The organism is Streptomyces niphimycinicus, from assembly GCF_018883605.1.
Classification (GTDB): Bacteria; Actinomycetota; Actinomycetes; order Streptomycetales; family Streptomycetaceae; genus Streptomyces; species Streptomyces niphimycinicus.
Genome location: NZ_JAHLEM010000285.1, coordinates 1 through 12,093, shown reverse-complemented (window position 1 = coordinate 12,093; position 12,093 = coordinate 1). Strand labels below are relative to the sequence as shown.

General features: G+C 72.0%; 9 protein-coding genes. 8 read left to right on the top strand and 1 reads right to left on the bottom strand.

Translation table 11 applies throughout. The features are described from left to right. The 4 genes from KN815_RS24945 to obgE form a co-directional block, all read left to right on the top strand. The coding region (locus tag KN815_RS24945; RefSeq protein ID WP_253209224.1) for an Rne/Rng family ribonuclease at positions 1–2,972 on the top strand (2,972 nt) is incomplete at its 5' end. A gap of 239 nt (positions 2,973–3,211) precedes the next feature. After that, positions 3,212–3,532 carry a 50S ribosomal protein L21 gene (rplU, locus tag KN815_RS24940; protein ID WP_216344159.1) on the top strand — a complete coding sequence of 107 codons (321 nt, stop codon included), beginning with the start codon at positions 3,212–3,214 and terminating at the stop codon, positions 3,530–3,532. 14 nt (positions 3,533–3,546) lie between these two features. Beyond that, positions 3,547–3,804 carry a 50S ribosomal protein L27 gene (gene rpmA / locus KN815_RS24935; RefSeq protein ID WP_014060683.1) on the top strand — a complete coding sequence of 86 codons (258 nt, stop codon included), beginning with the start codon at positions 3,547–3,549 and terminating at the stop codon, positions 3,802–3,804. A gap of 139 nt (positions 3,805–3,943) precedes the next feature. Continuing rightward, positions 3,944–5,377, top strand: coding sequence for a GTPase ObgE (obgE, locus tag KN815_RS24930; protein WP_216344158.1), 1,434 nt, complete (start codon positions 3,944–3,946; stop codon positions 5,375–5,377). A 160-nt stretch (positions 5,378–5,537) separates the two neighbouring features. On the opposite strand, the gene KN815_RS24925 is transcribed toward obgE, so the two are convergent. After that, complete coding sequence (locus KN815_RS24925) at positions 5,538–7,649, bottom strand: CDP-glycerol glycerophosphotransferase family protein (RefSeq protein WP_216344157.1); 2,112 nt, start codon at positions 7,647–7,649, stop codon at positions 5,538–5,540. Between the two features lie 342 nt (positions 7,650–7,991). Between KN815_RS24925 and proB the strand changes: the two genes are divergently transcribed. From proB to KN815_RS24905, 4 genes are all read left to right on the top strand, one after another. Continuing rightward, positions 7,992–9,143 (top strand): glutamate 5-kinase, encoded by a 1,152-nt coding sequence (proB, locus tag KN815_RS24920; RefSeq protein WP_216344160.1) that lies wholly within the window; start codon positions 7,992–7,994, stop codon positions 9,141–9,143. Between the two features lie 271 nt (positions 9,144–9,414). Next, positions 9,415–9,876: a DUF8830 family protein gene (locus KN815_RS24915; protein ID WP_216344156.1), complete on the top strand. Its 462-nt coding sequence runs from the start codon at positions 9,415–9,417 to the stop codon at positions 9,874–9,876. 91 nt (positions 9,877–9,967) lie between these two features. Continuing rightward, positions 9,968–11,266: a glutamate-5-semialdehyde dehydrogenase gene (locus KN815_RS24910; RefSeq protein ID WP_216344155.1), complete on the top strand. Its 1,299-nt coding sequence runs from the start codon at positions 9,968–9,970 to the stop codon at positions 11,264–11,266. Positions 11,267–11,371: 105 nt separating this feature from the next. After that, positions 11,372–12,001 (top strand): SCO2584 family spore wall biosynthesis protein, encoded by a 630-nt coding sequence (locus KN815_RS24905; RefSeq protein ID WP_253209223.1) that lies wholly within the window; start codon positions 11,372–11,374, stop codon positions 11,999–12,001. Positions 12,002–12,093 lie beyond the last annotated feature (92 nt).

Sequence of the window (12,093 nt, the reverse complement as noted above, 5' to 3'; positions counted from 1 at the left end):
CCGCCGCCGAGGAGCCGAGCAGCGCTCCGGAGCCGAAGACCGCCGAGGCCGAGGCCCCGGCCGCCGAGGCCGAGCCGGAGCCCGCGCCCCGTTCGCGGCGCCGGGCGGTCCGTCCGCCGACGGCCGTGTTCCAGGCGCCGGTCTTCACCGAGCCGGTCTTCCAGACGCCGGAGAGCGCCGCCGCCGAGGCCGCCGCCGCGCTGGAGGAGACCGAGGAGGAGGAAGAGGAGCAGCCGACGGCCGAGGAGACCACCGAGGCCGTCGAGCCCGAGGCGCCCACCGGCCGCCGTCGGCGCCGCCGCCGTGGCGCTGAGCCCGCCGAGGAGCAGCCGGAGGCCGAGGAGACCGAGGCCGTCGAGGCCGAGTCCGGTCAGCCCGAGGGCGAGCACGGCGATGAGGAGCAGGGCGACCGTCCGGCCCGTCGCCGCCGCCGTGGCGGACGGCGTCGCCGCCGGGGCGAGGCCGCCGAGGGCGAGGGCCCCGAGGGGCGCGCCGAGTCCGAGACCGGTGAGCGGTACGAGGACGAGCCGGGCGCCGAGGGCGAGAGCGCCGAGGAGCAGGGCGAGGGCCGGGACGAGGCGGATGCCGAGGCCGGTGAGCACGGTGGCGGCAGCGCCAGCAGCCGTCGTCGCCGTCGGCGCCGCCGTCGCAGCGGCGACGCGGTCGAGGCGGAGGCGGGCGGTGACGACCCGGAGCGTACGGTCGTCAAGGTCCGCGAGCCCCGGGAGCCCCGTGAGCGGCGCGGCAAGGACTCCGAGTCCAGCGCCGACGAGGTGCAGTCGATCAAGGGGTCGACGCGTCTGGAGGCCAAGAAGCAGCGCCGTCGCGAGGGCCGTGAGCAGGGCCGCCGCCGAGTGCCGATCATCACCGAGGCCGAGTTCCTGGCCCGCCGCGAGGCGGTCGAGCGGGTCATGGTCGTCCGGCAGAACGGCGACCGTACCCAGATCGGCGTGCTGGAGGACAACGTCCTCGTCGAGCACTTCGTGAACAAGGAGCAGGCGACCAGCTACGTCGGCAACGTCTACCTGGGCAAGGTCCAGAACGTGCTGCCGTCGATGGAGGCCGCCTTCGTCGACATCGGCAAGGGCCGCAACGCCGTGCTGTACGCGGGCGAGGTGAACTTCGAGGCGCTGGGGCTCTCAGGCGGGCCGCGCCGCATCGAGACCGCTCTGAAGTCCGGCCAGTCCGTTCTGGTGCAGGTCACCAAGGACCCGATCGGCCACAAGGGCGCCCGGCTGACCAGCCAGGTCTCCCTGCCGGGCCGCTATCTGGTCTATGTGCCCGAGGGCTCGATGACCGGCATCAGCCGCAAGCTGCCCGACACCGAGCGGGCGCGGCTCAAGCAGATCCTCAAGAAGATCGTCCCCGAGGACGCGGGCGTGATCGTCCGCACCGCCGCCGAGGGGGCGAGCGAGGAGGAGCTGTCCCGCGACGTCGCCCGGCTACAGGCGCAGTGGGAAGAGATCAAGAAGAAGTCGAAGACCGGCAACGCCCCGTCGCTGCTCTACGGCGAGCCCGACATGACCGTGCGGGTCGTCCGCGACATCTTCAACGAGGACTTCTCCAAGGTCATCGTCAGCGGTGACGACGCCTGGGAGACCATCCACGGCTATGTCTCGCATGTGGCGCCCGACCTCGCGGACCGGCTCCAGAAGTGGACCTCGGACGTCGATGTCTTCGCCACCTACCGGATCGACGAGCAACTGATGAAGGCGCTGGACCGCAAGGTCTGGCTGCCCAGCGGCGGCTCGCTGGTGATCGACCGGACCGAGGCGATGGTCGTCATCGACGTCAACACCGGCAAGTTCACCGGCCAGGGCGGCAACCTGGAGGAGACGGTCACCAGGAACAACCTGGAGGCGGCCGAGGAGATCGTGCGCCAGCTTCGGCTGCGCGACCTCGGCGGCATCATCGTGATCGACTTCATCGACATGGTGCTGGAGTCCAACCGCGATCTGGTGCTGCGCAGGCTGCTGGAGTGCCTGGGCCGGGACCGTACGAAGCACCAGGTGGCGGAGGTCACCTCGCTCGGCCTGGTCCAGATGACCCGTAAGCGGGTCGGCCAGGGGCTGCTGGAGTCCTTCTCCGAGTCCTGTGTGCACTGCAACGGCCGCGGCGTGATCGTCCACATGGACCAGGCGTCGGCCGCCGGCGGCGGTGGCGGCAAGCGCAAGAAGAAGAAGTCGGCCGGTGGCGCCCAGCAGCCGGCTGAGCACGAGCATGCCGCCGTGGCCGAGGCCGAGCCCGAGGACGTCACCGAGGCGGCGGCCGAGATCGCGGCGGAGGCCACCCAGCCGAAGCACGAGCCCGAGCCGGTCTTCGCGGCCGACGAGGAGCTGTACAGCAGCGCCGCGGAGGCCGAGGCCGCCGCGACCCGTGGGCGTACGCGCCGCCGTGCCACCCGTAAGGCGTCCGCCCCGGCGGGCGCGCCGAAGGCCGCCAGGGAGTCGGAGGGCTCGGTGGTCGTGGTGGCCGACGAGCCGAGGGAGGCGCCCAAGGCGGAGCCGGAGGCGGTCGCCGAGGCCCCCGCTGCCGCTCCCGTCGAGGAGCCGGAGCCGGCGGCCCCGCTGGAGGCCGTTCCCGCGCCGCGTACGCGTCGTCGGGTGACCCGTAAGGTGACCGCCCCCGCGGGCTCGCCGACGGGCTCCGAGGAGGCGGCCGTGGTGGTCGTGAGCGCGTCTTCGACGGAGTCGGAGCCGGAGTCGGAGCCCGAGCCGAAGGGGGAGGCGGCGCCCGAGGGCGGGGCCGAGTCCGAGGCTCCGGCGAAGAAGACCGCCCGTAAGGCCGCCAAGAAGGCCCCCGCCAAGAAGACGGCGGCCAAGAAGACCGCCGAGAAGAAGACGGCGGCGAAGAAGACGGCGGCCAAGAAGACCACGGCGAAGAAGACGACCGCCAAGAAGACGGCGACCAAGAAGACCGCGGCGGCGGAGCAGCAGACTCCGCAGTCGGTCTCGGCCGCCGCCGACGACTGATCCGGCCGTACGGCCGTCCGGGGGCACCCTGCCACGTGGCAGGGTGCCCCTCCGGGCTCTGGTAGCCTTAACCTTCGGCGTCTGTACGCCAAACCCCTGAGCACATCCCTTCCGCTTCGCCGGAAGAGGCCGTTCGGCCGATGGTGAATCGCATGATCCTCGGTTGTCACGACCCTTGTGGGCCGTGTTGGGCGGCTGGCATCAGAGGTCCCGATTTCTAGCGAGAGAGTGAGAACCGCGTGTACGCAATCGTGCGCACCGGCGGCCGCCAGCAGAAGGTGGCCGTGGGCGACGTCATCGAGGTCGACCGTCTGGCGAGCAACAAGGTCGGCGACACCGTCGAGCTTTCCACTCTGCTCGTTGTCGACGGCGATGCCGTCACCAGCGACCCGTGGGTGCTGGCCGGTGTGAAGGTTCGCGCCGAGGTCGTCGACCACCACAAGGGTGGCAAGATCGACATCCTGAAGTACAAGAACAAGACCGGTTACCGGAAGCGGATCGGCCACCGCCAGTTGCACACCGCGCTGAAGATCACCGGCATCGACTCGGCTGCGAAGTAAGGGACTGAGGAGAGATGGCACACAAGAAGGGCGCATCGTCCACTCGGAACGGTCGCGACTCCAACGCCCAGCGGCTCGGCGTCAAGCGCTTCGGCGGCCAGACCGTCAACGCGGGCGAGATCCTGGTCCGCCAGCGCGGCACGCACTTCCACCCGGGCACGGGTGTCGGCCGCGGCGGCGATGACACGCTGTTCGCGCTGGCCGCCGGTGCGGTGCAGTTCGGCACCAGCCGGGGCCGCAAGGTCGTGAACATCGTCCCCGTCGCTGAGTAATCAGCCCGGGCGATATCGCACAGCCTTTCCGAGGGCGGACCGCTCTTCCCATGACGGGAAGCGGGTCCGCCCTCGGCGCGTTATGAGCGTGAGGCACATCAGCACACCCCTGAATCCGCATTAACTGGAGGCACCCGTCATGACCACCTTCGTGGACCGCGTCGAACTGCACGTCGCCGCGGGTAACGGGGGCCACGGCTGCGCCTCCGTGCACCGCGAGAAGTTCAAGCCGCTCGGCGGGCCGGACGGGGGCAACGGCGGCCGCGGCGGCGATGTGATCCTGGTCGTGGACCAGTCCGTCACCACGCTCCTCGACTACCACCACAGCCCCCACCGAAAGGCCACCAACGGCAAGCCCGGCGAGGGCGGGAACCGCTCCGGTAAGGACGGCACCGATCTGATCCTGCCGGTCCCGGACGGCACCGTCGTCCTCGACAAGCAGGGCAACGTCCTGGCCGATCTGATCGGGCAGGGCACCACCTACATCGCCGCCCAGGGCGGCCGCGGCGGCCTCGGCAACGCCGCGCTCGCCTCGGCCCGCCGTAAGGCTCCCGGCTTCGCGCTGCTGGGTGAGCCGGGTCATGCCGGGGACGTCGTCCTCGAGCTCAAGACCGTCGCGGACGTGGCCCTCGTCGGCTACCCGAGCGCCGGCAAGTCGTCGCTGATCTCGGTGCTCTCGGCGGCCAAGCCGAAGATCGCCGACTATCCGTTCACCACGCTGGTGCCCAACCTCGGTGTGGTCACGGCCGGTTCGACCGTCTACACCATCGCGGACGTCCCCGGCCTGATCCCCGGCGCCAGCCAGGGCAAGGGTCTGGGCCTTGAGTTCCTGCGCCATGTCGAGCGCTGCTCGGTGCTGGTGCATGTGCTGGACACCGCGGCCCTGGAGTCCGAGCGCGATCCGCTGACCGACCTCGATGTCATCGAGGCGGAGCTGGCCCAGTACGGCGGTCTGGACGACCGGCCGCGGGTCGTCGTGCTCAACAAGGTCGACATCCCCGACGGCCAGGACCTCGCCGACATCATCCGGCCCGATCTGGAGTCCCGCGGCTACCAGGTCCTCGAGGTCTCGGCCGTCGCCCATCTCGGCCTCAAGGAGCTGTCCTTCGCCCTGGCGCAGATCGTCGCGGACGCGCGGGCGGCCAAGCCGCAGGAGGAGGCGACCCGGATCGTCATCCGGCCCAAGGCCGTGGACGACGCGGGCTTCACGGTCGTCGCCGAGGAGGGCTTCTACCGGGTGCTGGGCGAGAAGCCCGAACGCTGGGTCCGCCAGACCGACTTCGCCAACGACGAGGCCGTCGGCTACCTCGCCGACCGCCTGGCCCGCCTCGGCGTCGAGGAGGAGCTGGTGAAGGCGGGCGCCCACTCGGGCGACGAGGTCGTCATCGGCCCCACGGACGACGCGGTTGTCTTCGACTGGGAGCCGAGCCTCGCGACCGGCGCCGAGATGCTGGGCCGCCGCGGCGAGGATCACCGCTTCGACGCCCCGCGCCCGGCCGCGCAGCGGCGTCGTGAGCGGGATGTCGAGCGGGACGAGGCGGATCAGGAGTACGACGCGTTCAAGCCGTTCTGAGGGGTGCGCAGCCGCCCCCTGGCCCCAGGTGGGCTCTGAGCGGCCTGAGTGGCCGTCTGCGCGCCGCTCGGCAGATGGTACGACGAAGGGCCCGGGAGAGATCTCCCGGGCCCTTCGTCGTGGCTCTCGGCGGTCGCGCTCAGCCGCGCGTACGGCCGTCTCAGACCGTCGCGGTCTCCTCCGGCTCCGCCGAGCCGGACTCCAGCTCCATCTCCTCGGCCGCGTCCCGGGCCTCGCGCTGCGAGGGGATCTCGTCGGACAGCCGGGTGGCCATCCGGGCCCGGCGCTCATCCGCCTTGTCGCACAGCGCCTGCGTGGCCTGGTTGAAGCGCATCAGCGACGGCGGGTCGGACGGGCCGAGCAGATGCACCTTCAGCTCGGCGCGGGCGGCCGCCAGGGTGTCCTTCTCGGGGTCGCGGACGGCTTCCAGCAGTCCGGCCACGCCCTTGGCCTCCGGCGTGAGGATCGTGGCGGCGCGCACGGTCGGGAAGCCCGCCCGGAACTCCTCCTCCGTCATCCCGCTGGTGTTCGCCACCGCGTACGGCTTCTCGCTCGTCAGGTAGTCCGAGACCACGCTGGAGACATCGCTGATCAGCACGTCGGCCTGGTTGAAGCAGGTGAAGATCGCCGGACGCGGACCGGTGATGATCTGGTGCTCCCAGACCGGCAGCGAGGCCCAGTAGGCGCTCTCCCAGGCGGTCGTGGCCGCGGTGACGGCCGCCGCGCGGTCGCCGTCCGGGGCACCCTGGAACTTCATGCGCTCGATCTCGTCCGCGCTGGGGCGGAAGGCGGTGCTGGTGAGCCGGTTGAGCTCATCGTTGCACCGGGCCAGCTCGGCGGCGGCCTCCGGACCGGGGCGGTCGCCGGTGCGCTTGGTGTTCGCCTCGGCGATCATCGCCCTGATGCGGTCGTCGGCGCGGCCCGCGCGCGGGTCCACCGAGCCGGTCATCGGATGCGGCTTGTACAGCAGGCGCACCTTGGGGTCGGCGAGCAGCTCGCGGACGATGTTCTCACCGGCCAGCATCACCGAGGTGTTGCCGGGGTTGCCGTCCCAGCCCTCCCAGGTCGGCGCGTACAGCACGGTGGTGAGGTGTTCCGTACCGGCTCCGCCGAGGGCGCCGGTGGGCACGCCCGCGTAGGGGCGGATGGGGGCCAGTTGCGGCCGGCCGACCTCCACGACGTCCTTGTCCTCGACGCCGATGTCGGCGAGCTGGTAGCGCTCGCGCGCCGCCGGGCCCGCGACCCACACCTCGTCGTACGCCTTGGCGTACGGGTTGCAGCTCGAGAGCTTGTCGCTCTCGCCGTGGTTGATGAAGGCGTGCTTGATCGAGGGGATGCGCAGCACCTGCGAGGTCTTGCCGGAGTTGGCCGGGTGCAGCAGCACCTTGAGCGTCGAGTGCTCCAGACGCATCAGATGCGCCACCTTGGGGAGGCAGACGACCGGGACGTCCGTCGCGTCGATCTTCTGCACCATGAACCGCTCACGGAGCACGATGATCGGCTTGCCGTCGAGCGCGGCGAGCGTGGAGAGCCACATGTTCGCCTGGTACGCCGAGGAGTTGCCGCCGGAGAAGTACATGCCCACGGTCGGCTGGTAGTCGGCCAGCCACTTGTCGAGCCACCGCAGGGCCGCGGCCTCGTTCGCCACGCGCTTGCGCGGCAGCATCCAGGTGGCCAGGTGTGCCGTGCCGCCGATGGCGATCAGCAGCGCGACGGCCAGACCGGCACCGCCCCAGACGGCGTTCTTGGTGCCGGCGGTGATCAGCAGACCGGCGGTGGCCGGCGCGGCCAGCCGCAGCAGCCGGCGCCCGTGCTGACGGGCGAACAGCCGCGGCGGGGCCTCGCTCAGGCGCAGCGCGGACGCGTCGATGTTGCGCGTGACGAACGGGAGCTGCCGGCTCCGGCGGACCAGGATGGCCGCCGCCTGGCAGGCGAAGTGCACCAGGTAGAACAGCAGCAGCCCCACGGTCAGGGGCGCCTGCTCGTGCAGGGGATTGATGCCCTCGATGCGCAGCAGCCCGACCACGATGAGCATGTCGCGGAATAGCTGGCGCACCGTGACGTCAAGGCGGATCTTGCCCAGCAGCGACAGCAGACCGGGCTGCTTGTGCTGAAGGAAGAGATCGAGCGCGAGACCGCACGCCGAGGCGGCGATGAAAAGCGGTACGTTCGGAAGCACGGCGCCGACGAGCTGTGTGGCGAAGAACACGAGCATCGCGAGCAGCGCCGTAACCTGTACGACCCGGCGTGGGGCGATTCCGGCAGAGGGCACGGGGTGGGCTCCTGGCAGGAGGGCGAGGGACTGATGGGGGGACCCCTGACCGTATGCCGACGCCCCGCCCGGTGACAATCCGCGCCGGTGCCAACCGGTCGCAATCGGTGTCAATGGTCACCCGAGGGGCCCGCCGGGGTGCTCGCGCCGGTGTGCGGGACGGTGTGCGCGGATGGTGTCCGGGGGCTGAAATGCCGGGGCGGGCCGGGCCTCGTCTGTCGTAGATTGCCCACTTGTCATGATGAGTGTGTAGGGCATGCGTTTCTTCGGGACGTGTGGTGAGCCGGGGACGAGCAGGGGAGCGGCGTGACGGAGCAGGACGGGTCGGCCGTACGGGACGAGGTGGCCGCCGCCCGGAGGATCGTGGTCAAGATCGGCTCGTCCTCCCTCACCACCGCGGCGGGGGGCTTGGACGCGGACCGCGTGGACGCGCTGGTCGACGTGGTCGCCAAGGTGCTCGACGGCGACGGTAAGGGCGACGGCGGCAGGGACGGCGACGGTAAGGGCGGCGCGAACGGCAAGGAGATAGTGCTGGTCTCCTCCGGCGCCATCGCCGCCGGACTGGCGCCGCTGGGCCTGGACCGGCGCCCCCGCGACCTCGCCCGCCAGCAGGCGGCCGCGAGCGTCGGGCAGGGGCTCCTGGTGGCCCGCTACACCGCCTCCTTCGCGCGCTACGGGCGCCGGGTCGGCCAGGTGCTCCTCACCACGGACGACACCAGCCGCCGCGCCCACTACCGCAACGCCACCCGCACCCTGGACCAGCTCCTGGCCATGGGCGCGCTGCCGATCGTCAACGAGAACGACACGGTGGCCACGGACGAGATCCGGTTCGGTGACAACGACCGGCTCGCGGCCCTGGTCGCCCATCTCGTACGGGCGGATCTGCTGGTGCTGCTCTCCGATGTGGACGGCCTGTACGACGGGGACCCCAGGACCCCCGGCACCTCCCGGATCGACGAGGTCCGGGGGCCAAAGGACCTGGACGGTGTCTCCATCGGCAGCGCGGGCCGCTCCGGGGTGGGCACCGGCGGCATGGTCACCAAGGTCGAGGCGGCCCGGATCGCCACCGCGGCCGGGGTCCCGGTGGTGCTCACCTCCGCCAGCCGGGCCGGTGACGCCCTGCTCGGCCGCCGTACGGGCACGTTCTTCCACCGCACCGGCCGCCGCTCCGCGAACCGGCTGCTGTGGCTCGCCCACGCCTCCGCGCCGCGTGGCGCCCTGACCCTGGACGACGGTGCGGTACGGGCCGTCGTGGAGCGGCGCACCTCGCTGCTGCCGGCCGGGATCGCGGCCGTGGAGGGCGAATTCACCGCCGGTGACCCGGTCGAGCTGCGGGACACCCGGGGCCGCCCGGTGGCCCGTGGGCTGGTGAACTTCGACGCCAAGGAGATTCCCCAGCTCATCGGCCGCTCGACCCGGGACCTGGCCCGGGAGCTCGGCCCGGCCTATGAGCGCGAGGTGGTCCACCGCGACGACCTCGTCCTCCTGGACTGAGCCGCTCCGGCGGCCGGAGCGCCCCCGGCGGGGCACCTCCCGGCGGTGGCCGGGGGAGAACCGGGCCCGCGGAAAACACCCACCTCCGAAAAACCTCAAAAGCGCCCCGCGGGCGGGCGAGGGCTGGTCAACTTTGTTCAACGGGGTCGCGCGGGGCAGCGCGCCGGCTGTGGGAGACGCGGCGGAGACGGAGCGGAACGCCGCGGCCATGGCACCGTCACGAGTGCTCCGCCCGCGCGTGAGCGGAGCAGCGAGTTACAGGAGGCCGCCGGTGAGACGAGGGCGCCCGGGGGCGTCGCCCAGAGGGGCGGCGGAGCGCACCCTGACCAGTGTCGGAGCGGGCGACGCCGCGACCGGCGAGGCCAAGGCGCACGCCGCCGAGCGCGGGGAGGCGTCCCGGCTGTGGTACATCACCCTCAGCGTCTCGGGGAGCGAGGCGCCGCTGCGGGAGGTCCGCAGGGCTCTGGAGCAGTTGGCCCATGACCATCCGTTCCTGCTGACCAGCCGCTACGCGGTCGATCACGCCGAGATCCGCTACTGGGAAGAGGCCCGTGATCTGCACGACGCCGCGGCGGTCGCGCTGCGGCTGTGGGGCGAGCACCGGGCCTCGGCCAAGCTGCCGCCCTGGGAGATCGTGGGGCTCGAGGTCATCGACCGTGATACGTACCACCAGCGGGTCGCGGAGGGGTACGGGCCGCCACCGGCCTCCCCGGTGGGCGTGCATCCGTTCTGAGGGCGGATGTTCGGTGCCGGGATATGGGAATGCCATCTCGAACTGCGGAATAGCGCGCGGCTTCCGCCCGTCGGCTCAGTACGCTTCGTGCATGACCAGCGCACCCACGTCGCCGCTCACCGACCCCTGGCCGAAGTCCCCGGTCCTCCAGGCCGCCTACCGGTCCCGGGCCGCGGCCGCCGATCTCGCGCCGCTGCCGCGCGCCGTCAAGGACGACGCGCTGCTCGCGATGGCCGATGCCCTGGAGGTGCGCACCAAGGAGATCGTCGAGGCCAACGCGGCCGATGTGGAGCGGGCCCGCGAGGCCGGCACCAGCGACGCCATCGTGGACCGGCTGACGCTCACCCCCGAGCGGGTGCGGGCCATCGCCTCCGATGTCCGCGATGTGATCGCGCTGCCCGACCCGGTCGGCGAGGTGGTGCGCGGCTCCACGCTGCCCAACGGGATCGACCTGCGCCAGGTGCGCGTTCCGCTCGGCGTCGTCGGGATCATCTACGAGGCCCGGCCGAATGTGACGGTGGACGCCGCGGCGCTGTGCCTGAAGTCGGGCAACGCGGTGCTGCTGCGTGGCTCCTCGTCGGCGTCCCACTCCAACGCCGCCCTGGTGAAGGTCCTGCGCGACGCCGTGGGCGGGGCGGGGCTGCCCGCGGACGCGGTGCAACTCGTGCCGGGCGAGAGCCGGGAGTCGGTGCGCGAGCTGATGCGCGCCCGCGGCCTGGTGGACGTGCTGATCCCGCGCGGCGGCGCCTCCCTCATCCGTACGGTCGTCGAGGAGTCCACGGTCCCGGTCATCGAGACCGGCACCGGCAACTGCCATGTGTACGTGGACGCCGACGCCGACCTCGACATGGCGGTCGAGATCCTGGTGAACTCCAAGGCCCAGCGGCCGAGTGTGTGCAACGCGGCGGAGACGCTGCTGGTGCACCAGGACATCGCCCCCCGGTTCCTGCCCCGCGCCCTGGCGGCGCTGGCCGAGGCCGGGGTCACGGTCCACGCGGACGAGCGCGTGATGGCGCTCGCGGAGGGCTCCAAGGCCACGGTGGTCCCGGCGGTGATCGACGACTGGGAGACCGAGTACCTCTCGTACGACATCGCGGCGGGCGTCGTGGACTCCCTGGACGCCGCGGTGAGCCACATCCGGCTGTGGTCCTCCGGGCACACCGAGGCCATCGTCACCTCCTCCCAGCAGGCCGCCCGCCGCTTCACCCAGCTCGTGGACTCCACCACGGTCGCCGTGAACGCCTCCACGCGGTTCACCGACGGCGGGCAGTTCGGCTTCGGCGCCGAGATCGGCATCTCCACCCAGAAGCTGCACGCCCGGGGACCCATGGCGCTGCCCGAGCTGACCTCGACGAAGTACATCGTCACCGGCGACGGCCACATCCGCTGACCCACCCGTTCGGGGGTGCCCGATTCCCGGCGGCGCTGGGGTGGATCTTCCCCCGAATACCATTTCACCCTGCCCAAAATGACCCGTCCGGTCTACTCTGAATGGGTGCCGGACGACGTGGGGGGCAAGCCGTTCCCGGACGGCGACGAGCCCGACGAGCGCAGCCACGGCGAGACGAACGACGAGTTCGCCGCCGTGGTCTTCGACGAGGACTTCGTGCGGTCGGCCCCGATCCATGAGCCCACCGCCATCGAGCGGATGCTGGCCGCCGCCGAGGCCCGTGCCGAGGCCGAGGCGTCCCGGCGCCGCAGGGCCGGTGTGCCGCCCGAGGACGAGCTCTTCGAGGACGGCTACGGCCAGGAGGCCGAGTTCTACGGCGTGGACGACCCCGACGGGCGCTTCGGCCCCGGGCGGGACGCGGACGACGCCTACGGCCCCTATGGGCGGTACGGGAGCGCGGGGCGGCCTTACCGCGGTCATGCCCGCTGGCACCGCCCGGTGGCCTGGCTGCTGGCCATCCTGATGGGCATCGGCGTGGTCGCCCTGGCCTTCACGGCCGTCTACCGGGGCGCCTCGGGCAACCGCCAGGACCCCGCCCCACCGCCCGCCACCAGCGGTGTCGACGGCTCGCCCAGCGGACAGCCGCGCCTGGAGCCGTCGGGTTCCGAGTCGGCCGCCCCGGAGCCGACCGGGTCCAAGGGCTCGCCCGCCTCCGCCCTCCCGCCGTCGCGGTGAGGACCTCGCGCATCGCTAGCACGTCAGAGGAAGTCCGCTACGGGTTCGGGCAGCGCCCCGAAGGGGCGCGGGGCTGTGCCGATGTGCGGCTG